Source organism: Streptomyces sp. NBC_01445 (genome assembly GCF_035918235.1).
GTDB lineage: Bacteria > Actinomycetota > Actinomycetes > Streptomycetales > Streptomycetaceae > Streptomyces.
The window spans coordinates 7,308,360-7,329,473 of sequence record NZ_CP109485.1; the positions used below are offsets into that span (position 1 = coordinate 7,308,360).

Annotated in this window: 22 protein-coding genes; 14 read left to right on the plus strand and 8 right to left on the minus strand. The window is 72.2% G+C overall.

The genetic code is table 11. The features are described 5' to 3' along the window. Window positions 1-24: 24 nt before the first annotated feature. Window positions 25-612 (plus strand): ArsR/SmtB family transcription factor, encoded by a 588-nt coding sequence (locus tag OG574_RS33215; protein ID WP_326776196.1) that lies wholly within the window; start codon window positions 25-27, stop codon window positions 610-612. Between the two features lie 14 nt (window positions 613-626). Continuing rightward, a complete protein-coding gene (locus tag OG574_RS33220) occupies window positions 627-1,874 on the plus strand; it encodes an MFS transporter (RefSeq protein ID WP_326776197.1) in 1,248 nt (415 codons plus the stop codon). A 7-nt stretch (window positions 1,875-1,881) separates the two neighbouring features. Here OG574_RS33220 and OG574_RS33225 read toward each other — a convergent pair whose 3' ends face one another. Beyond that, a complete protein-coding gene (locus OG574_RS33225) occupies window positions 1,882-2,517 on the minus strand; it encodes a TIGR03085 family metal-binding protein (protein ID WP_326776198.1) in 636 nt (211 codons plus the stop codon). Between the two features lie 138 nt (window positions 2,518-2,655). On the opposite strand from OG574_RS33225, the gene hisI reads away from it, so the two are divergent. The 11 genes from hisI to lgt all read left to right on the plus strand — a co-directional run bounded on the left by hisI (window position 2,656) and on the right by lgt (window position 11,530). Continuing rightward, window positions 2,656-3,030: a phosphoribosyl-AMP cyclohydrolase gene (gene hisI, locus OG574_RS33230; RefSeq protein ID WP_100592257.1), complete on the plus strand. Its 375-nt coding sequence runs from the start codon at window positions 2,656-2,658 to the stop codon at window positions 3,028-3,030. 75 nt (window positions 3,031-3,105) lie between these two features. Next, window positions 3,106-4,587 (plus strand): anthranilate synthase component I, encoded by a 1,482-nt coding sequence (locus OG574_RS33235; protein ID WP_326776199.1) that lies wholly within the window; start codon window positions 3,106-3,108, stop codon window positions 4,585-4,587. Window positions 4,588-4,609: 22 nt separating this feature from the next. Continuing rightward, window positions 4,610-5,266, plus strand: a complete 657-nt coding sequence (locus OG574_RS33240) for a TIGR02234 family membrane protein (protein WP_326776200.1) — start codon at window positions 4,610-4,612, stop codon at window positions 5,264-5,266. Window positions 5,267-5,407: 141 nt separating this feature from the next. Beyond that, on the plus strand, window positions 5,408-5,650 hold the full coding sequence (locus OG574_RS33245) for an HGxxPAAW family protein (protein WP_100592260.1): 243 nt from the start codon (window positions 5,408-5,410) through the stop codon (window positions 5,648-5,650). A gap of 93 nt (window positions 5,651-5,743) precedes the next feature. Then, complete coding sequence (locus tag OG574_RS33250; RefSeq protein WP_326776201.1) at window positions 5,744-6,214, plus strand: DUF2752 domain-containing protein; 471 nt, start codon at window positions 5,744-5,746, stop codon at window positions 6,212-6,214. 145 nt (window positions 6,215-6,359) lie between these two features. Further along, window positions 6,360-7,169: an indole-3-glycerol phosphate synthase TrpC gene (gene trpC / locus OG574_RS33255; RefSeq protein ID WP_326776202.1), complete on the plus strand. Its 810-nt coding sequence runs from the start codon at window positions 6,360-6,362 to the stop codon at window positions 7,167-7,169. A 9-nt stretch (window positions 7,170-7,178) separates the two neighbouring features. After that, window positions 7,179-7,325, plus strand: a complete 147-nt coding sequence (gene trpM / locus OG574_RS52790) for a tryptophan biosynthesis modulator TrpM (protein ID WP_199841672.1) — start codon at window positions 7,179-7,181, stop codon at window positions 7,323-7,325. A 141-nt stretch (window positions 7,326-7,466) separates the two neighbouring features. After that, window positions 7,467-8,756 (plus strand): tryptophan synthase subunit beta, encoded by a 1,290-nt coding sequence (trpB, locus tag OG574_RS33260; RefSeq protein ID WP_326776203.1) that lies wholly within the window; start codon window positions 7,467-7,469, stop codon window positions 8,754-8,756. Beyond that, the gene (trpA, locus tag OG574_RS33265; protein ID WP_326776204.1) at window positions 8,753-9,568 is read left to right on the plus strand and encodes a tryptophan synthase subunit alpha; all 816 of its coding nucleotides are present in this window, start codon (window positions 8,753-8,755) and stop codon (window positions 9,566-9,568) included. The genes trpB and trpA overlap by 4 nt, the downstream gene beginning before the upstream one ends. Window positions 9,569-9,661: 93 nt before the next feature. Next, window positions 9,662-10,441, plus strand: a complete 780-nt coding sequence (locus OG574_RS33270) for a DsbA family protein (protein ID WP_326776205.1) — start codon at window positions 9,662-9,664, stop codon at window positions 10,439-10,441. 90 nt (window positions 10,442-10,531) lie between these two features. Further along, window positions 10,532-11,530, plus strand: coding sequence for a prolipoprotein diacylglyceryl transferase (gene lgt, locus OG574_RS33275; protein ID WP_326776206.1), 999 nt, complete (start codon window positions 10,532-10,534; stop codon window positions 11,528-11,530). Between the two features lie 74 nt (window positions 11,531-11,604). On the opposite strand, the gene OG574_RS33280 is transcribed toward lgt, so the two are convergent. From OG574_RS33280 to OG574_RS33310, 7 genes are all read right to left on the minus strand, one after another. Beyond that, the gene (locus OG574_RS33280) at window positions 11,605-12,441 is read right to left on the minus strand and encodes an HpcH/HpaI aldolase/citrate lyase family protein (RefSeq protein WP_326776207.1); all 837 of its coding nucleotides are present in this window, start codon (window positions 12,439-12,441) and stop codon (window positions 11,605-11,607) included. After that, window positions 12,438-13,646, minus strand: a complete 1,209-nt coding sequence (locus tag OG574_RS33285) for a CaiB/BaiF CoA transferase family protein (protein WP_326776208.1) — start codon at window positions 13,644-13,646, stop codon at window positions 12,438-12,440. Before OG574_RS33285 ends, OG574_RS33280 begins: the two co-directional genes overlap by 4 nt. Then, complete coding sequence (locus OG574_RS33290; RefSeq protein WP_326776209.1) at window positions 13,643-15,058, minus strand: ADP-ribosylglycohydrolase family protein; 1,416 nt, start codon at window positions 15,056-15,058, stop codon at window positions 13,643-13,645. Before OG574_RS33290 ends, OG574_RS33285 begins: the two co-directional genes overlap by 4 nt. Further along, on the minus strand, window positions 15,058-16,254 hold the full coding sequence (locus tag OG574_RS33295) for an ADP-ribosylglycohydrolase family protein (RefSeq protein WP_326776210.1): 1,197 nt from the start codon (window positions 16,252-16,254) through the stop codon (window positions 15,058-15,060). Before OG574_RS33295 ends, OG574_RS33290 begins: the two co-directional genes overlap by 1 nt. After that, window positions 16,251-17,450 (minus strand): ADP-ribosylglycohydrolase family protein, encoded by a 1,200-nt coding sequence (locus tag OG574_RS33300; protein ID WP_326776211.1) that lies wholly within the window; start codon window positions 17,448-17,450, stop codon window positions 16,251-16,253. The genes OG574_RS33295 and OG574_RS33300 overlap by 4 nt, the downstream gene beginning before the upstream one ends. A 246-nt stretch (window positions 17,451-17,696) precedes the next feature. Continuing rightward, window positions 17,697-18,806: an ADP-ribosylglycohydrolase family protein gene (locus OG574_RS33305; RefSeq protein ID WP_326776212.1), complete on the minus strand. Its 1,110-nt coding sequence runs from the start codon at window positions 18,804-18,806 to the stop codon at window positions 17,697-17,699. Between the two features lie 34 nt (window positions 18,807-18,840). Further along, window positions 18,841-19,878, minus strand: a complete 1,038-nt coding sequence (locus tag OG574_RS33310; protein WP_326776213.1) for a LacI family DNA-binding transcriptional regulator — start codon at window positions 19,876-19,878, stop codon at window positions 18,841-18,843. A 273-nt stretch (window positions 19,879-20,151) separates the two neighbouring features. On the opposite strand from OG574_RS33310, the gene OG574_RS33315 reads away from it, so the two are divergent. Then, on the plus strand, window positions 20,152-20,883 hold the full coding sequence (locus OG574_RS33315) for a VIT1/CCC1 transporter family protein (protein ID WP_326776214.1): 732 nt from the start codon (window positions 20,152-20,154) through the stop codon (window positions 20,881-20,883). Window positions 20,884-21,114 lie beyond the last annotated feature (231 nt).

Genomic DNA, 21,114 nt, shown 5'->3' on the forward strand with positions numbered 1-21,114 from the left:
TTCTTTCGTATCTAGCCTCATGCCATGACCGACAAGCAGACCCGCCGCATCACCGACCTCGGCACCCTCAAGGCGCTCGCCCACCCGCTGCGCTCGCAGCTGTACCGCGCCCTGGTCGTCGCCCGCACGGCGACCGCGTCGCAGCTCGCCGAGCAGGTCGACGGGGCTGTCTCCCTGGTCAGCTACCACCTGCGCAAGCTCGCGGACGCCGGGCTCATCGAAGAGGCGCCCGGGGCGCAGCGCGACGGCCGCGAGCGCTGGTGGAGGCCCGCGTCCGAAGGCGTCAGCATCCACGAGGCGGACTTCGGCGACGCCCCCGAGAAGGCCGCGGCACACCAGGCTGCCACCCGGCTCTTCTACGAACAGCGCAGCGAGCTCTACCGCCACTACCTCGACGAGCGCACCACCTGGGCCCCCGAGTGGCGCGCCGCGTCCTCGGACTCAGAGGCCCTGATGCCTCTGACCGCGGCCGAACTGACCGAGCTGACAGGCGAGTTGCTCACCGTCATCAGGAAGTACGACGAGCAGGGCCGCGCCGCACAGGCCGCGGGCGACACCGAAGGGCGCGAGAACGTCGCGCTGCACGTGTACGGCTTCCCGTTCCGCGCCTGAGAGGACCACCTCCCATGACTGTGACCGCGCCCCTCACCGGCACACCCGCCCCCGGCACGCCCGCCCACCGCGACGGCAACGTGCTGCGCTGGCTCGGGGCGTACGCCTCCTCGATGATCGGCGACAACATCTACTACGTCGCCCTGTCCTGGGCGGCCGTCCAGTCGGGCAGCCCCTCGCAGGCCGGGCTCGTCATGGCGGTGAGCGCGGCACCCCGGGCCCTGCTGATGCTCGGCGGGGGAGTGATCGCCGACCGGCTCGGGCCGCGCCGCATCGTCATCGCCAGCGACGCCGTGCGCAGCGCCGCGGTGCTCGGCGTCGCCGGGCTCTTCCTCGCGACCCGACCGGGCCTGTGGCCGCTCACCTTCCTCGGCCTGGTCTTCGGCATCGTCGACGCCCTCTTCCTGCCGGCCGTCGGCGCACTGCCCGCCCGCGTCACCGGACGCGACCAGCTCGCCCGGGTCCAGGGCATGCGCGGACTCGCGGTCCGCCTCGCCAACGTCGTGGGCGCGCCCCTGGGCGGTCTCGGCGTCGCACTCGGCGGCCCCGCGGCGGCGTTCGGCGCGGCCGGACTGCTGTTCGCGATCTCGCTGCCGCTCCTGATGTCCCTGCGCATCCGGGACCTGCCCGACACGGGCGGCAAGAGCGGCGCCCCGGCGAGGAACGGCCTCGCGGACGGCCTGCGTCACATCCGCCGCCACAGCGTCCTCGCCCCGCTGGTCGTCGTCATCGGCCTCAGCGACCTCGGCTTCGTCGGCCCCCTGAACGTCGGCCTGACCCTCCTCGCCGACCAGCGCGGCTGGGGCGCCTCAGGGATGGGCTCGGTGCTCGCCGGGTTCGGTGTCGGCGCGGGCGCGGCCTCGCTGCTCCTCGCCGTCCGCGGCCGGGTGCCGCGCGCGGGTCTCGTCCTCGCCGCGACCATGGGAGGCGGCGCCGTCGCCATCGGCGCGCTCGCCTTCGTACCGCACCTCGCCGCCGCGGTCGCCGTCGCGCTGGCCATCGGGCTGCTCGCCGGTCTCAGCGGCGCCCTGTGCGGAGCGCTCACGCAGACCCACGCGGACCCGGCCTACATCGGCCGGGTCACCGCCGTCACGAGCCTGTCCAGCCTCGGCCTCGTCCCGCTCACCATGCCGCTGACCGGCGCGGCCGTCGGCCTGTGGGGCACCGGTCCCGTCTTCGTGGCCAGCGCTGCGATCTGCGCCCTCGCCGGCGTCTACGGCCTGTGCCGCGCGCCCCTGCGCCGCGCCGAACTCCCGGCCTGAACGCGCGTCAGATGCCCAGCTGCTTCGCCTCGTGCAGCTTGCCGATCGCGTCCTTCTCGCCCTCCGTCTCCACCCGCGCCGCGTCCTGCCGGCCGAAGGCGAACATCAGCAGCTCGGAGGGCTCACCGGTCACCGTCACCACGGGCGTGCCCTTGTGCGCCACCGCCGTGCGGCCGTCCGGGCGGCGCAGGACCAGGCCGACCGGCGACTTGCGGCCGATCACACGGGCCATCCGCTCGAGGCGCGACCACAGCACGTCCGCGAAGACCGGGTCGAGCTCGCGCGGCGTCCAGTCCGGCTGCGCGCGGCGCACGTCCTCCGTGTGGACGAAGAACTCGACCGCGTTCGACGCCTCGTCGATCTGCTTGAGGGAGAACGGCGAGAAGCGCGGCGGGCCCGTCCTGATCAGCTGGATCAGCTCGTCGAAGGGCTTCTCGGCGAACTCGGCCTGCACCCGCTCCAGGCGCTGCGCCAGCTGCTTGATCACGATCCCGCCCGCGGCGTCCGCACGGCGCTCGCGCACCACGACATGGGCCGCGAGGTCACGGGCGGTCCAGCCTTCGCACAGGGTCGGGGCGTCGGGGCCCGACGCCTCCAACAGGTCGGCGAGAAGAAGTCGTTCACGCTTCGCATGGGTCGACATACAGCCAGCGTACGACCGCCCGACCGGTCCGCCCACCCGTCACCCGGCACCACCCCTCCATGTGGCGCTCCGCCCCGCTGCTCTCAATCAGTGGACGCCCGCCCGAAGAGGCACGCGCGGCGCGGCACAATGGTCCGTATGACCAGCACGCCCCCGCCCAGCAGCCTCGACCCCGCCGTCGCCGCCCGCCTCAAGCGCAGCGCCGACGGCCTGGTCCCCGCGATCGCCCAGCAGTACGACACCGGCGAGGTGCTCATGCTCGGCTGGATGGACGACGAGGCGCTGCACCGCACGCTGACGACCGGCCGCTGCACGTACTGGTCCCGCAGCCGCCAGGAGTACTGGGTCAAGGGCGACACCTCCGGCCACTTCCAGCACGTGAAGTCGGTCGCCCTCGACTGCGACGCGGACACCCTCCTGGTGAAGGTGGACCAGGTCGGCGCGGCCTGCCACACCGGCGACCGCACCTGCTTCGACGCGGGCGAGCTGACGGTGACCGGCACGGGCGCCTGAGACCACTGCCGCGCCGCCCGTTCCACGGACCGGGCGGCGCACCCGACCCGCCCGGACACGCCCTAAGCTCTTCCTATGGATCTCGAGACCTTCCGCAAGCTCGCGACCGACCGCCGAGTGATCCCCGTCAGCCGCAAGCTCCTCGCGGACGGCGACACCCCCGTCGGTCTGTACCGCAAGCTGGCCGGTGAACGCCCCGGCACGTTCCTCCTGGAATCCGCGGAGAACGGCCGCTCGTGGTCCCGCTACTCCTTCGTCGGCGTCCGTTCCGCCGGCACCCTCACCACCCGCGACGGCCAGGCGCACTGGCTCGGCACCCCGCCCGTCGGCGTCCCCACCCACGGCGACCCGCTCGCCGCCCTGCGCGCCACCGTCGAGACCCTCCACACCCCCCGCTACGAGGGCCTGCCCCCGTTCACCGGCGGCATGGTCGGCTACCTCGGCTACGACATCGTGCGCCGCCTGGAGAAGATCGGCCCCGGCGAGCGCGACGACCTGAAGCTCCCCGAGCTGACGATGCTGCTCACCAGCGACCTCGCCGTGCTCGACCACTGGGACGGTTCGGTCCTGCTGATCGCCAACGCGATCAACCACAACGACCTCGACACCGGCGTCGACGAGGCGTACGCGGACGCCGTGGCCCGCCTCGACGCGATGGAGGCCGACCTCTCCCGGCCCGTCGTCCAGGCCCCCGCCTCGCTCCCCCCGTCCGAACTCCCTCAGTTCACCGCTCTGTGGGGCGGCACGGACTACCAGGAGGCCGTCGAGGACATCAAGGAGCGCATCAGGGCGGGCGAGGCCTTCCAGGTCGTGCCCTCGCAGCGCTTCGAGACGCCGTGCACGGCCAGCGCACTCGACGTCTACCGGGTCCTGCGCGCCACCAACCCGTCGCCGTACATGTACCTCTTCCGCTTCGACGGGTTCGACGTGGTCGGCTCGTCGCCGGAGGCCCTCGTCAAGGTCGAGGACGGGCGCGCCATGGTGCACCCCATCGCCGGGACCCGGCCGCGCGGTGCCACGCCCCAGGAGGACCAGGCGCTCGCCGACGAGCTCATGGCCGACCCCAAGGAGCGCGCCGAGCACCTGATGCTCGTCGACCTCGGTCGCAACGACCTCGGCCGAGTCTGCGAGCCGGGCTCCGTCGAGGTCGTCGACTTCATGTCCGTCGAGCGGTACTCGCACGTCATGCACATCGTGTCGACCGTCACCGGCCGGGTCGCCCCGGGCACCACCGCCTTCGACGTCCTCACCGCCTGCTTCCCCGCGGGCACCCTCTCGGGCGCGCCCAAGCCGCGCGCGATGCAGATCATCGACGAGCTCGAACCCTCCCGGCGCGGCCTGTACGGCGGATGTGTCGGATATCTCGACTTCGCCGGGGGCTCCGACACGGCCATCGCCATCCGCACCGCGCTCCTGCGTGACGGCACCGCATATGTGCAGGCCGGAGCGGGTGTCGTCGCCGACTCCGATCCCGTGGCCGAGGACACCGAGTGCCGCAACAAGGCGGCGGCGGTGCTGCGCGCCGTGCACACGGCCAACCGGATGCACGGCGCCTGACGCCGTGGGGGATAGTGGGGAGGTGACTTCCGCAGTGCCATCCCCCCGAACCGAAGCCGGGACCGCCTCCTCGGAGACGGCCGCCGCGCGCAACGGCCGCCGCAGCCTCGCCGCAGCGCTTCTGTTCGGCGCCCTCGGCGCGGCGGTGGCCCTGCTCTCCTCGCGGCAGGAGTGGGCCTCCGGGTCCGCGACCGTGCCCGGCGGCAGCTTCCCGCTCACCGCCAAGGGCAGCGACGTCACCGGAGTGCCCGCGGCCCTCGCCATAGTGGGGCTCGCGGCCCTCGTCGCCGTCTTCGCGGTCCGCCGCGCAGGGCGCATGCTCGTCGCCGGGCTCCTCGCGCTCAGCGGCGCGGGCGCCGTCGTCGCCGCCGTCCTCGGCGCGACCGACAGCGCCGCCCTCGACGAGAAGGCCGCAGAGGTCTCCGGCAACACCGCCGCCACCATCGGCTCCCTCGGTCACACCGTTTGGCCGTACGTCGGTGCCGCGGGCGGCGCGCTCATCCTCCTGGCCGGTCTGCTCGCCCTGCGCTTCGGCCGGTCCTGGCCATCGATGGGCGGACGCTACGAGCGAGACGGCACCCCGCGGCCCCGCAAGGCGGCCCGACCCGTCGATCCCGAGCGCCCCGAGGAGCTGTGGAAGGCCCTCGACCGGGGCGAGGACCCCACACACGAGGCATAGCGGGGCCCCGGACCCCGAGTGCCGCCCATGCCCGCGAGTGCGGGACAATGGGCAAGAGCGTCCGGCTCACCACCCAGCGCGGTGCCACGCGCGGGGTACGGGGCCACGCATCAGCCACGCATTGAGCAACGAGGAGCAACCATGGCGGACAGCAGCCACGGACACACCCCGGCCGCCTGGACCGGTGTCATCATCGCCTTCATCGGTTTCTGCGTCGCGGGCGCCTTCATGGTGATGGGCGACCCCGTCGGCTTCTGGGCGGGCATGGCCCTGCTCGCCGTCGCCGCGGTCGTCGGCGGCGCCATGAGCGCCGCGGGTCTCGGCAAGCCGAAGCCGCAGTCGCTGCCGGCCGTCTCGCCCGAGGTCGTCGCCGCGGAGGCCTGAGCCTCATCCACGTCGCGAGAGGCGGCCCGGCACCTGGTGCCGGGCCGCCTCTCGTGTGTTCCGCGCCGCCGACGGGCGGACCCGGCAGCCCCGATGCACAATTCACGGGTGAACGCCGAAACGGACACCTCCGCGGCCACCCTGACCAGCGGCGCCGGCAGCGTCGGCGCCTCACTGCGGCGACTGGCCGTCCCTCTCGGTGTCCTCGCCGCGGTCGGCGCGGGCTTCGCGTATGTCGGGTCCGTCGACCCGAACGAGCCGGGCCACTACCCCGCCTGCCCGCTGCTCCACTACACGGGGATCTACTGCCCCGGCTGTGGCGGCCTGCGCAGCGCCCACGCGCTCGTGCACGGCGATCTCACGGCCGCTCTCGGGGACAACGCGCTCGCCGTCGCGGGCTGTGCCGTCTTCGCTGTCCTGTGGGTGGTATGGGCCGTACGGGTGGGACTGGGACGGCCGGTGCGGATCGATCTCGGACGCCCCCAGCTGTGGGCCGTGGGCGCCGTGGTCCTTGTCTTCACGGTTGTCCGGAACCTGCCTCTAGGTGGCTGGCTCCATCCTTGATCAACAGTATTTGTCCAGGTAGTGGGACCGGCGTCAACCGGATGCGGAGCCTTCGCCCTCCTCCGGATATCATCGCTGTGAACAGTGGATTGCTCGCTGGGCAATCAGCTTCCACCGCTCCACCGTCAGGAAGGGGGCCGCTCGCGTGAGTGTGCTCGACGAGATCATCGACGGAGTCCGTGCCGACCTCGCGGAGCGGCAGGCGCACGTCAGCCTCGACGAGCTCAAGGAGCGCGCGGCCAAGGCACCCGCCGCCAAGGACGGAGTGGCCGCCCTGCGCGGTGACGGCGTCAAGGTGATCTGCGAGGTCAAGCGCTCGAGCCCGTCCAAGGGCGCGCTCGCCGCGATCGCCGACCCGGCCGGCCTCGCCGCCGACTACGAGGCGGGCGGCGCCGCCGTCATCTCCGTACTGACCGAGCAGCGCCGCTTCGGCGGTTCGCTCGCCGACCTGGAGGCCGTGCGCGCCAAGGTCGACATCCCGATCCTGCGCAAGGACTTCATCGTCACCTCGTACCAGCTGTGGGAGGCCAGGGCGTACGGCGCCGACCTCGCGCTGCTGATCGTGGCCGCCCTGGACCAGCCCGCCCTCGAGTCGCTCATCGAGCGCGCGGAGTCCATCGGGCTCACGCCGATCGTCGAGGTGCACGACGAGGACGAGGTCGAGCGCGCCGTGGACGCTGGCGCCCGCATCATCGGCGTGAACGCGCGCAACCTCAAGACCCTCAAGGTCGACCGCGACACGTTCCAGCAGGTCGCCCCGGAGATCCCCGACCACATCGTCAAGATCGCCGAGTCGGGCGTGCGCGGCCCGCACGACCTGATCGCGTACGCCAACGCGGGCGCGGACGCCGTCCTCGTGGGCGAGTCCCTCGTGACCGGCCGCGACCCGCGCACCGCGGTCTCCGACCTCGTTGCCGCAGGCGCCCACCCGGCGCTGCGCCACGGCAGGAGCTGACCCTCCCCGATGCCCATTGCCGCCCGCCTCGCACCCGGCTGCCGCCCCCGCGGCTGCCGGGCGCCGGCGCGGCGGGTGCACGGGCGCCGGGTGCGTTATGTCATCGGCGACGAGCCGGGTCAGGTCAACGGCATGCGATGGTGCGGGCGCGACTAGCGCCCACCGAGGCCCCCGACGCCGGCACCCGGCACCGGGGGTTGTGCCCACCCGTCCCGCCGTGCGGGACGCCTGCCCACGACGGGCAGGGGCAGTGCCCGACCCCATCGCACTCGTCAGACCCAGACAGACAGGTCACCCATGTCCAGCAGCGAGTTCTTCATTCCCGACCCCGAGGGCCAAGTCCCCACCGTCGAGGGGTACTTCGGCGCGTTCGGCGGCAAGTTCATCCCGGAGGCGCTCGTCGCCGCCGTCGACGAGGTCGCCGTCGAGTACGACAAGGCCAAGAACGACCCGGCCTTCGCCGCCGAGCTCGACGACCTGCTCGTCAACTACACGGGCCGGCCCAGCTCCCTCACCGAGGTGCCCCGGTTCGCCGAGCACGCCGGTGGCGTCCGGATGTTCCTCAAGCGCGAGGATCTCAACCACACCGGCTCGCACAAGATCAACAACGTGCTCGGCCAGGCGCTCCTCACCAAGCGCATGGGCAAGACCCGCGTCATCGCCGAGACCGGCGCGGGCCAGCACGGCGTGGCGACCGCCACCGCCTGCGCGCTCTTCGGCCTCGAGTGCACCATCTACATGGGCGAGATCGACACCGAGCGCCAGGCGCTCAACGTGGCGCGCATGCGGATGCTCGGCGCCGAGGTCGTCGCCGTGAAGTCCGGCAGCCGCACCCTCAAGGACGCCATCAACGAGGCGTTCCGCGACTGGGTGGCCAACGTCGACCGCACGCATTACCTCTTCGGGACCGTAGCGGGACCCCACCCCTTCCCGGCGATGGTCCGCGACTTCCACCGCGTCATCGGCGTCGAGGCCCGCCGCCAGATCCTGGAGCGCGCAGGACGCCTGCCCGACGCGGCCGTGGCCTGCGTCGGCGGCGGCTCGAACGCCATCGGCCTCTTCCACGCCTTCATCCCCGACGCAGGCGTGCGCCTCATCGGCTGCGAGCCGGCCGGTCACGGCCTCGAGACCGGCGAGCACGCCGCGACGCTGACCGCGGGCGAGCCCGGCATCCTGCACGGCTCACGGTCGTACGTCCTCCAGGACGACGAGGGCCAGATCACCGAGCCGTACTCGATCTCGGCGGGCCTCGACTACCCGGGCATCGGCCCCGAGCACGCCTTCCTCAAGGACAGCGGCCGCGCCGAGTACCGCGCGGTCACCGACGACGCCGCCATGCAGGCCCTGCGCCTGCTCTCGCGCACCGAGGGCATCATCCCGGCCATCGAGAGCGCCCATGCGCTCGCCGGCGCCATCGAGGCCGGCAAGGAGCTCGGCAAGGACGGGCTGATGATCGTCAACCTGTCCGGGCGCGGCGACAAGGACATGGACACGGCCGCCCGCTACTTCGGCCTGTACGACACCGACGCCGCCGTCGCGGCGGACGCGGCCGGGACCGGCGCGGAGATCGAGGGAGACGCCAAGTGAGCGGCAACATCCAGCTGTTGAACGACACCCTCGCCGCCGCGCGCGCCGAGGGCCGCTCCGCCCTCATCGCCTATCTCCCGGCCGGGTTCCCGACCGTGGACGGCGGCATCGAGGCCATCAAGGCCGTCTTCGACGGAGGCGCCGACGTCGTGGAGGTCGGGCTGCCGCACAGCGACCCGGTCCTCGACGGTCCCGTCATCCAGACCGCGGACGACATCGCGCTGCGCGGCGGCGTCCGGATCGCCGACGTGATGCGCACGGTCCGTGAGGCCCACGAGGCGACCGGCAAGCCGGTCCTCGTCATGACGTACTGGAACCCCATCGACCGGTACGGCATCGAGCGGTTCACCGCCGAGCTGGCCGAGGCGGGCGGCGCGGGCTGCATCCTGCCCGACCTGCCCGTCCAGGAGTCGGGGACCTGGAGGGAGCACGCGGACAAGCACGGCCTCGGGACCGTCTTCGTCGTCGCCCCCAGCAGCAAGGACGAGCGCCTCGCGACGATCACCGCCGCGGGCTCCGGCTTCGTGTACGCCGCCTCCCTGATGGGCGTCACCGGCACCCGCGAGTCCGTCGGCAACCAGGCCCAGGACCTCGTGCGCCGCACCAAGGCCACCACCGACCTGCCGGTCTGCGTCGGCCTGGGCGTCTCGAACGCGAAGCAGGCGGCCGAGGTCGCCGGGTTCGCCGACGGGGTCATCGTCGGCTCGGCGTTCGTGAAGCTGATGCTGGACGCCGACGACGAGGCCGCCGGTCTCGCCGCCGTGCGGGCGCTCGCGGCGGATCTCGCGGACGGGGTGCGCGCCAAGGCGTGACCCGTCGCGTCGTCACCCATCGTGTCGTAACCCGTATGGGTGGACCTGGGGCCGGGGAGGCACGCTGGTGCCTCCCCGGTTCGTTTGGCGGGTGTGAGCGAGAAGAACCGTGACGGAAAGCGCACCGCCCGTGACCGGCTGGCGGAGGAGCGCGAGAAGCAGAGAGCCAAGGACAGGCGCCGCAGGGGCGTGATCGTGGGGGGCGCCGTCGTGGGCGTCCTCGCGCTGGCCGCCGTGATCGGGGTGATCGCGGCGAATTCCGGCGACGACAAGAGCGACGCCTCGGGGCCCGTCGTGGCCCCCCAGGGCGCGGTCGGCAAGGACAGCCTCGCGATCCCGGTCGGCAAGGACAGCGCGAAGTCGACGCTCACGGTGTGGGAGGACTTCCGCTGCCCAGCGTGCAAGGCCTTCGAGGACGCCTACCGCACGACGATCCACGAGCTGACCGACTCCGGGCAGCTCAAGGTCGAGTACCACTTGGCCACACTCATCGACAAGAACATGGGCGGCAGTGGCTCCCTGCGCGCGGCGAACGCGGCGGCGTGCGCCCAGGACGCCGGGAAGTTCCCCCCGTACCATGACGTCCTCTACGAGAACCAGCCGCCGGAGACCGACGACGCCTTCGCGGACAACGGCAAGCTGATCGAGCTCGCCGGCAAGGTCGGCGGCCTCGTGACGCCGGACTTCAAGAAGTGCGTCGACGACGGCAGCCATGACAGCTGGGTCAAGAAGTCGGACCAGGCGTTCCAGGCCGGCGGCTTCCAGGGCACGCCGACAGTGCTCCTGAACGGGAAGAACGTGTTCGGCGACCAGGCCAACCCGCTGACCCCCGCGAAGCTGAAGCAGATGGTGCAGGCGGCCGACAAGTCGTAGGAGCGGCAGGAGACGCGGGGGTCTCGTTATGGACCCGTAGCCGGGCTGATTGCCGCCGCCACGGCCCGGCACGGTAGCGTCGACATCGCCATGAATCTTGCCTTCATCCCCAGCCCGTCACACGGAGTGGTCTATCTCGGACCCATTCCGCTGCGCGGCTACGCGTTCTGCATCATCATCGGCGTCTTCGTGGCCGTCTGGCTCGGCAACAAGCGCTGGATCGCCCGCGGCGGGCGGTCCGGCACCGTGGCCGACATCGCGGTCTGGGCCGTGCCGTTCGGCCTCGTCGGCGGCCGGCTCTACCACGTGATCACGGACTACGAGCTGTACTTCAGCGAGGGCCGCGACTGGGTGGACGCCTTCAAGATCTGGGAGGGCGGCCTCGGGATCTGGGGTGCCATCGCGCTCGGCGCGGTGGGCGCGTGGATCGGGTGCCGCAGGCGCGGCATCCCGCTCCCGGCCTACGCCGACGCCATCGCACCCGGCATCGCCGTCGCGCAGGCCATCGGCCGCTGGGGCAACTGGTTCAACCAGGAGCTGTACGGCAAGCCCACCGACCTGCCGTGGGCCCTGAAGATCACGTCGTCGACGGACGGGCGCGTGCCGGGCACGTACCACCCGACCTTCCTGTACGAGTCCCTGTGGTGCATCGGTGTCGCGCTGCTCGTCATCTGGGCGGACCGCCGCTTCAAGCTCGGCCACGGGCGCGCCTTCGCGCTCTATGTCGCCGCGTACTGCGTGGGCCGCTTCTGGATCGAGTACATGCGCGTCGACGACGCGCACCACATCCTCGGCCTGCGGCTCAACGACTGGACCGCGATGGGTGTCTTCCTGCTCGCGGTGATCTACATCGTGATCTCGACGAAGATCCGCCCTGGGCGCGAGGCGGTCGTGGAACCGGGCACCGGTGACGATGCCGAGGACAAGGCTGAGGACAAGGGCGACGACGCCGATCCCCAGGACAAGGCCGAAGGCGAGGCCGAGTCCAAGGAGAAGGAGCCGGCCGCGTCCGAGGACGAGGCCGAGGAGCAGTCCGACAAGGATGAGGCCAACGGCGAGTCAGGGGCGACCAAGGCCGGGAAGAGCTAGCTGAGCCTCACCACCCGTACGTCGACGGGGGCGCCGGATCGCATCGATCCGGCGCCCCCGTCGCTCTGTCCCGGTCAGCCCCCGCGGCGGCGCGACGCCAGCGCAAGGACCCGGCGCGCGTCCGAGACGATCGCCGCGTCGACGAAGCGGCCGTCGGGCAGGGCCAGGGCCCCCGCCTCCGTGGAGGCGGCGCCGACGACCTCCGCCGCCGCGTCGACCTCCGCCGCCGTCGGCAGGAACGTCGCCTCGATGACGGGAAGCTGGCGGGGGTGGATCGCCATGCGGCCGAAGAAGCCGAGCGCACGGCCCTGTGAGCACGAGCGGGCCAGGCCCACCGTGTCGCGGATGTCCGGATAGACGGACTGCGGCGGCGGGGGCAGCGCAGCGGCGCGCGCGGCAACCACCGCCCGCCCCCGTGGCCACGCCAGACCCTCGCCGTTCGCCAGGCCGAGCTCCGCCCGCAGATCCGACTCGCCCAGCGCGATGCCGCGTACGCCGGGATGCCGGGCGATCTCGTACGCGTGCTCGACGCCGAGCGCCGACTCCAGGAGGGCGTACAGGGGCGGCACCTCGACCGACCAGTCCGATACGCGGTCCAGGTCGGCGGGGCCGTGGACCTTGGGGAGGCGCAGGGCGCCGAGGCCGGGGAGCGGGGTGAGACGTCTGACCTCGGACTCGGCGCGCGGCGAGTTCAGCGCGTTGACCCTCACGTGCACCGGCACCGGGTGCTTCTCGGCGAGGAGCTCGGCGGTCGCGTCGAGGGCGTACGCCTTGCGGTCGGGGGCGACCGCGTCCTCCAGGTCGATCAGGACCACGTCGGCGCCCGAGTCGAGCGCCTTCGCCACGACCTCCGGCCGGTCTCCCGGGGCGTAGAGCCAGGTCAGGAAGGTCTCGTAGGACTGGGCGGTCACAGCGCGCCCGCTTCGCGGAGGGTGGTGATCTCCGAGGGGGTCAGACCGAGGCCCGTGAGGATCTCGTCCGTGTCGGCGCCGTGGGGGCGGCCGGCCCACCTGATCGCGCCGGGGGTCTCGGAGAGGCGGAACAGTACGTTCTGCATCTTGACGGTGCCCAGCTCGGGGTCGGGCACCTCGGTGATCGAGTCGAGCGCCCGGTACTGCTCGTCCTCCATCACGTCGCGGATGTCGAAGACGGGGGCGATGGCGGCCTCCGCCTTCTCGAAGGCGGCGAGGACGTCGTCCCGCGAGTGCCGGGCGATCCATGAACCGACCGCCGCGTCGAGTTCGTCGGCGTGCCCCGCGCGGCCCGAACCCGTCGCGAACCACGCCTTGTCGATCAGCTCGGGGCGGCCGACCAGGCGCATCACGCGCTCGGCGATCGACTGGGCGGACGTGGAGACGGCCACCCACTTGTCGTCGCTCGTGCGGTACGTGTTGCGCGGGGCGTTGTTCGTGGAGCGGTTCCCCGTGCGCGGCTGTACGTAGCCGAGCTGGTCGTACCAGATGGGCTGCGGGCCGATGACCGTCAGCATCGGCTCGATGATTGCCATGTCGACGACCTGGCCCCGGCCGGTCCGCTCGCGGCCCTGGAGCGCGGCCATCACCGCGTACGACGTGGAGAGCGCGGCGATCGAGTCCGCGAGGCCGAACGGGGGAAGCGTCGGGGGGCCGTCGGGCTCGCCCGTGAGCGCCGCGAAGCCACTCATCGCCTCGGCGAGCGTGCCGAAGCCGGGGCGGCGCGAGTACGGTCCGAACTGGCCGAAGCCGGTGACGCGGGTGAGCACCAGGCGCGGGTTGGCGGCGCTCAGCTCCTCCCAGCCGAGGTTCCACTTCTCCAGGGTGCCGGGGCGGAAGTTCTCGATCAGGACGTCGGCGTCCGCGACCAGCTTGAGGAGGATCTCGCGCCCGCCCCGCGTGGAGAGGTCGAGCGTGATGTTCCGCTTGTTGCGGCCGAGGAGCTTCCACCACAGGCCGACGCCGTCCTTCGACGGACCGTGGCCACGGGACGGGTCCGGTTTACGGGGGTGCTCGACCTTGATCACGTCGGCGCCGAAGTCGCCCAGCATGGTGGCGGCGAGGGGGCCGGCGAAGAGGGTGGCGAGGTCGAGTACGCGTAGGCCTTGCAGGGGGGCGGGGGTGTTGGACGCAGGGGATTTCATGTGCGGGCCTCCAGAGTGAGCCTGGCCAGTTCGTCGAAGCCGATCCCGTCGAAGTCGGCGACCGAGGTCGACAGACGGTTCTTGAGCGGGGCGGTCCAGCGGTCGTCGATCGCGTCGGCGGAGCCGGCGAGGAGTCCGGCGATCGAACCGGCCGTCGCGCCGTTGGAGTCGGTGTCCCAACCACCCGACACCGCACGGCAGATGGACCCCGTGAAGTCGCCGTCGGCGTGGGTGAGCGCGGCGGCGAGCAGCGCCGCGTTGGGCAGGACGTGCACCCAGTGGTGGTCGTGGGCGTAACGGGCGTGGAGCGTGTCGACGACTGATGCGAAGCCCGCCGGGGTGCCGGTGGGTTCGGCGCGGGCCGTCTCGATGCCGAAGCGGATCGCTTGGGCGTAGCGGGAGTCGGGCGGGATCACGGAGAGGGCTGCGTCGAGGGTGGCTTGGACGGTGGGGGCCGTGCCTGAAGGTGCTGACGCGTGGGCGATGGCCGCCGCTACGAACATCTCGCCGTAGACGCCGTTCGCCGTGTGCGTCAACGTCGCGTCCCTGTGCGCCAGTTCGGCTGCTCCGGCGGGGTCGCCCGGGTTCGTCCAGCCGAAGATGTCCGCGCGGATCTGGGCGCCGATCCACTCCCGGAACGGGTTGTGATGCACGGCCGTGTCCGGGGGCTCGATGCCGTCCAGGAGATTGCGGTACGCGACGCGCTCCGCGGTGAACGTGCGGCCCGCCGGCAACTCGTCGAGCCAGAGCTGCGCCACGTCCGCGGTGGTGAAGTCGGCGCCGTGGCGCTGGAGCAGGAGCAGACCGAGGAGCGGGTAGTTGAGGTCGTCGTCCTCGGGCATGCCGTCGATGTTCTCGGCGAGGGAGGTGGGGCGGGAGCGGCGGTTCCAGGGGTAGCGCTCCGCCACGTCCTGCGGGAGGTTCCGGTGCGTGAACCAGGTGTTCAGGGGCCAGTTGGACGTGGATTTCGCGATGGCCCGGATGCCGCGCAGGGGGAGTTTCTCGACGGGTTTGCCGAGGAGGCAGCCGACGGCTCTGCCCAGCCAGGATGCGTGCAGGCCTTTCGCTTCGGAGGTCTCTGGGGGTGCTGCTCCCAGACTCCCGCGTTCCTTGTCCTCAAGCGTCGGACGGGCTGGGCGGGGGGTCAGCTGTCTGATTTCCGGCAAGGATGTCGGCTCAAGTGCCCTCAACGGGCTCTGTGTCGAAGCCAGTTCGTCCAGGAGCTGCTGTGCCAGGGATCGTAGCTTCGGGTCCTGGGGCGGTGGTGACGCTCCCGCGCGCTCGGGGGGCGGGTGGCCTCCTGCCTCGCGCCAGCGGCGCTCCACCCCGCTTGCGTTCCGGCCCTCCTGTGCCGCCTGGCGCAGCTCGTGGCCGAGCAGGTCCTCGGGCTGGACCCAGGTGAGGCGCAGCATCACGACACCGCGGTGGCGGTGAGTTCTGCGAACGCCGCCTCGTGGGACCGGCGGCGGGTCATGTCCTTGGCGAAGACCTCACGCGTGACCCGGGCCAGTGAGGCCGCCGGCGTGTACAGGTCGAGCCTGCTCGCGCGGGCCACCTCCCCGCTCCACTCCCGCGGCACCGCCGGCTCCCCGTACAGCGCGCCCACGATCGCTCCGCTCATCGTCGCGATCGAGTCGCAGTCCCGGCCGTAGTTGACCGCACCGAGGACCGTCTGGCGGAAGTCGCCCCGGCCGACCAGGAGCATCCCGAGCGCGATCGGCAGCTCCTCGATCGCGTGGAGGCGGGACGGGCGGCGCGCCCCGAGCGACGGCTTGCGGTACTCCGGGCCCACCGTGTCGAAGGGTGTGATCGCCTCGCGCAGCGGTCCCAGCGCGTCCTCGAAGTCCGTGTAGCCGCACGCCACTTCGCATACCGCTTCGATCGCCGACCTCGTGCCGTCCTTCGCGAGGGCCAGGGCGTCCTCCACCACCGACTCCGGTGTCGCGCCCGGCCTGAACGCCGCGGCCACCGCTGCCGCGAAGACGCCCGCCGCCTCCCTGCCGTACGACGACTGGTGCGCGCCCGCCACGTCCAGCGCCTCCTCGTACGCCCTGGCCGGGTTGCCCGCGTTCACCGCTCCGACCGGAGCCATGTACATCGCCGCGCCGCAGTTCACGATGTTGCCCACGCCCGCCTCGCGCGGGTCCACATGGCCGTAGTGGATGCGCGCCACGATCCACTTCTCCGCCAGGAAGATCCGTTGCAGCGGGAGCGCCTCCGCCTCCAGCTCCGGGATCCAGCGCGTGTTGGTGATCAGGTCGGGGACGAGGTGGTCCGCGACCGCGTACGCGTCCAGGTGGTCCCGTACGTTCTCGTAGACCCTGATCAGCGCGTGCGTCATCAAGGTGTCGTCCGTGACGTGACCGTCGCCCTTGTGGTACGGGGCGATCGGGCGCGCCGTGCGCCAGTCGTCCTTGTGGAACGGCTCCACGATGCCGCGGACCCGGCCGCCGTGGCGCTCCGCGATCGCCTCCGGCGTCCAGCCCTCCACGGGGCCGCCCAGCGCGTCGCCCACCGCCGCGCCCACGAGGGCCCCTGTGGTGCGGTCCTCCAGGGAGAAGGGGGTTGAGATTGAGTTTTGAGTGCGGGCTGTTGTGGGGGTTGTCATCGGGCGCCTTTCGGTGTGGTTGCCCTGGTCAGGTCTGCTGCGATGGCTACGAGGTCCGTTCCCGCCAGGCGCGGCAGCGCGCAGCCCGCGAGCCTGCGGCAGGCGTTCCGCCAGCTCGCCGGGAGCGTGTCGGCTCCGCCGATCGCGCCCGTCAGTGCGCCCGCCAGCGCCGGGGCCGAGTCCGCCACCCGCGAGAGGCACGCCGCCGTGGGCACCGCCTCCGTCACGTCGCCGCCGGCCGCGGTCGCCACGGCCAGGGCCACCGGGACCGTCTCCGCTGCCGCGATGCCGTAGCTGTAGACGTGGTCGACGATCTCGTGCTCCAGGACCGGGACCAGCGCGAACGCGTTTCCCGGCAGGCCCGGGCGGGCCGCGGCCGCCCTTCGTGCCAGGTCCACCGCGTGCAGCGCGTTGCGGCGGATCTCGGTTCCCTCGGGCAGCTGGGCCAGCGCTGCGTCCACGCAGGCGTCGACCGGGGCGCCGCCCAGCGCTGCCGCTACGGCTGCCGCCATCGCTCTCGCGCCGTGGACTCCGTCGCCGTCCTGGGTGTAGCGGGCGTCGAACTCCGCCAGTTCCGCGGCCGGTTCGGGGTCGCCCGGGTGGACCACGGCCAGTACCGCGGCGCGTACACAGGCCGCGTCGTCGAAGTAGTGCGGGTTGTCGTGTCCCGTGGCCGGAGGGCTCAGACCCGCCGCCAGGTTGCCCAGGCCCGCTCGTACGGAGATGCGTGCCCGCATTGGCATGCGCGCCGACTCGATCTCGTCCGCTCGGGCCGTTGCTTCGGCCACCTCGGCGGCGAGGGTGTTCCAGGCGAGGGCCAGTGCCGTGCGTACGTGTTCGTCCGGGGGGACGTTCGTGCTGTGGGCTCCCGCCTTGGTGGCGTTCAGGATCGACGCCGCTGTGAACGCCGCCCATTCGGCGTCGTCCGACGGGCCCAGGCGCAGGGGTTCCGGGGGTTGGTTCAGCGCGATCGGTACGGGGAGTGTCGTCGTCGCGTTCTGTTCCGCGAACGTGTCCAGTTCTCGGGTCAGGCGGCGGGTCCAGTCGGGGAGGCGGGCCGCGCGGTGTCTGCCTGAGGGCCAGCCTGCGGCGTCGCCTGCGGCGATGCCCAGTAGCAGTCCCTCGATCCGGTGGGGGGTGGTGGGGGTTCCGGTGGTGCGGGGGGTTGTCCGGGTGGTGACGGTTGGTGGCGTCATGGTGTGCTGGCCTCTCTGGGGGCGGGTGCCGGCTTGTTCCGGGCTCCTGCTCGCGCCGGTGGTGGGTGCGGGGCCGGGCCGGTATGTCTGTCCTCGCTTGGATGGTTCGGCGTCGGATTTCGTCGGCGTCAGTTGTGTGTGCCGGCTCCGGGCGGACATACCGGCCCGGCCCCTTTCGCTCGGGCGCCAGTGCGGCTGCTCGGGGGCCGGGGTCCCCCTGTGCTTGTACGTGGATGGGTGCGGGGGTCACGGTGTGGTCCCCTTCGGGGGTTTGGGCGGGAGGGGTGGCGTGGGGGTCAAGGTGTCGGCGATGTCCAGGATGTGACGTCCCTTCATCGACGGGAGGCAGTTGCCTCGGACCGGGCCGATGGTCGTCGCCCAGTCGGCGGGGATCGCTCGTTCGCCGCGCAGTGCGCCGGCCAGGGCGCCCGCCACCGCGGCCGTCGTGTCCGCGTCGCGGCCCATGTTCACCGCCATCAGGACCGACTCCCTGAACTCGCCCCGGGCCGCCGCGAACGCTCCGAAGGCCAGGCCCACCGCCTCCGGGGCCAGGTCCGGCCAGGGGTAGCCGCCGATCACCACGGCCCGGCGTACCTCTCGTTCCATGGAGAGTTGCGTCCCCTCGGCGTCGCGGCGGGCGCAGCGGGCCGCAGCCACCGCGCGGTGCAGGGAGCGTGCTGTCCAGGAGTCCTCGGGGACCACGGACAGGGCCGCCTGGACGACTGCGTCCGGGTTGTGGCTCACCATCGCCGCCGCGACCCCGGCCGCCACCGCCCGGCCTCCGTGGATGCCCTCCCCGTCGTGCGACACCGTGCCGTCCACCGCTACGAGGCGTGCCGCCTCCGCCGGGCGGCCCGCCGCGTACACCCCGAACGGGGCCGCCCGCATGGCCAGTCCGTCGCTCCACGCGTGGCGGTGCTGCGCCGAGATGGGTGCCGCCAGGCCCCGGCGCAGGTTCTCCAGAGTTCCTCTCTCGCTGAAGCCCGCACCTCGGAACGGGCCCTCGTCGCGGTCGGCGATCCATGTGTGCCAGGCCGCCTCGACATGTCCCACGGTGAGCGCCGAACCGTGCTCCGCCAGTAGGAGGCCGGAGAAGATCGCGTACTCGGTGTCGTCCGTGCCCGCCGGGTCCGGCGAGACGAACCCCTCGATACGGCCCCATCGCTCGCGGATCTGGGACGGCTTCATGTTCTCTGCGGGCGCGCCGAGCGCGTCGCCCACCGCGAGGCCGAGCAGCGCTCCGCGGGCCCGGTCCCGCAGGGAGATCGTGGCCGGCGGCTGGCGGTGCGGGACCGTGCCGAGCCTTCGCGGACCGTCCGCGCCCGCCGGCGGGTCGGGGTCGAGGCTGACGCTCATGGCGTGTTCGGGCTCTGCGAGGTGCGGTTGGCGCTCATGTGGACCTCGTGTTCTCGGTCGGTGCTGTGGATGCGCGGACCACCAGGCGGGGTGGGGCCGTGGCCGTGGTGCCGCGAGGCGTCGGGGCCGTGCCGTCCAGGCGTTCCACCAGGAGTTCGGCCGCTCGCCGCCCGCGTTCTGTCGAGCCCAGGTCGACGCTGGTCAGCGGGGGCCAGACCGACTGGGCGAGCACGCTGTCGTCCATCCCCGCGACCGCTACGTCCTGCGGTATGCGCAGGCCCCGCGAGTGCAGCGCGCGGGCCGCGCCGAGCGCCAGCTGGTCGTTGGCGCAGAAGACGGCGTCGGGGCGCCGGGCGAGCAGTTCCGCGGCAGCCAGGGCCCCCGCCTCGATGCCGAACCCGGTCTCGACGACCAGCGTGTCGTCGTATACGAGTCCGCACTCGGCGAGAGCCGCGCGGTAGCCCTCCTCGCGGTTGCGGCCGGGGACCGTGTCGGAGGGGCCGTTGATGAACGCGATGCGTCGGCAGCCGGTGTCGTGCAGATGGCGTACGGCCAGGGCCGCGCCCGTCACCGAGTCGGCGCGGACGCTGTCCACGGGCACCCCGGACGGCAGGGAACCCATGACCACGACGGGGCCCGCCGCGCAGGTCAGCGCCTCGATGTGGTCGTCGGTGATGCGGATGGGGCAGATGATCAGGCCGTCGCTGGTGCGGTCGCCGAGGCTGCGCAGGACGGCCAGTTCGTCGTCGACGACCGCGTCCGTGGAGTGCAGGAGCAGGCGGTAGCCGTGGTTCTTGGTGACGCCCTGGACGGCGCGGACCATCGCCACGTAGGCCGGATTGCCGATGTCCGGCAGCGCGAACGTGAGCTGCCGGGTCCGGCCGTCCTTGAGGGAGCGGGCCACGGCGTTGGGTACGTAGCCGAGCTCCGACGCGGCGCGCTCCACCCGTTCGACGGTCTCCCGCCGCGCGCCCAGACCGTTGAGGACGCGGGAGACCGAGGCGATGGAGACCCCGGCCCGCCGCGCGATCGACACGATCGTCGGCTGGCCGCCGCCCGGCACCGGAGACATGGGTTCGCTCCTCACCGCATGTGGAAACGTTTACAGGTGTTGCGGCGATGTTTCCCCCGTCCGTCAACGCTCCGATCATGTGATCCATCTCTCGGGTGACGGCGAGGGCCGTTCGAGCGGGTGGGCAAAGCGGTCGAAAGCCCTGGTAAGTACGGCCTTCCTTGCTGGCGGGGGCCCGATTCCGTGCGTACTTTCGAAGCTGTTGAGGGGGGAGTCCGGGCCCGCGGGAACGCCGCGCGGCATCGGCTCCGTACGAGAGGAGCACTGGGCGGAATGGCCATCATCGAGACCGAAGCGACGCTGCACGACGCGCACCGCGACAACCACACGCACCGCGATGTCAACGGTGGCTGGCTGCGCCCCGCGGTGTTCGGCGCGATGGACGGGCTCGTCTCGAACCTGGCCCTGATGACCGGTGTCGCGGGCGGCGCCGTGTCGCAGCAGACGATCATCATCACCGGGCTCTCCGGCCTGGCCGCCGGCGCCTTCTCCATGGCCGCCGGCGAGTACACCTCCGTCGCCTCCCAGCGCGAGCTGGTCGAGGCCGAACTCGACGTCGAGCGACGGGAGTTGAGGAAGCACCCCGCGGACGAGGAGCGGGAGCTCGCCGACCTCTACATGTCGCGCGGCGTGGAGCCCGACCTCGCCCGCGAAGTCGCGCGCCAGCTCTCGAAGGACCCCGAGCAGGCTCTTGAGATCCACGCGCGCGAGGAGCTGGGCATCGACCCGGGCGACCTGCCGTCGCCGACGGTCGCCGCCGTCTCCTCCTTCGGGTCCTTCGCGCTCGGCGCCCTGCTTCCGCTGCTGCCCTATCTGCTGGGTGCGAGCGCCCTGTGGCCCGCGGTCCTGCTCGCGCTCATCGGCCTCTTCGCCTGTGGGGCGATCGTGGCCAAGGTGACGGCGCGGTCCTGGTGGTTCAGCGGGGTGCGCCAGCTGGCTCTCGGTGGTGCCGCGGCGGGTGTGACGTATCTCCTGGGCAGCCTGTTCGGTACGGCCGTAGGATGACGCCCCAGTGATGGCTATACGGGTCTCTGTATAAGTAGCCGTTACTTGGCGGTTTCGATTGCTTAACGGCGGGGCATGAGCCGTAAGCGCTGCGGGCAACGACGCCCGCCTCGCTCATGGACCCGCGGACATCGATCTGCCCGTGAAGGTCGCTATTTCCGCCGCTGTTCCGTCATCGGGAGCGGCACCGCCACCGCCACCGCGGTGTCCGCATGTTGGAACGGAGTATCC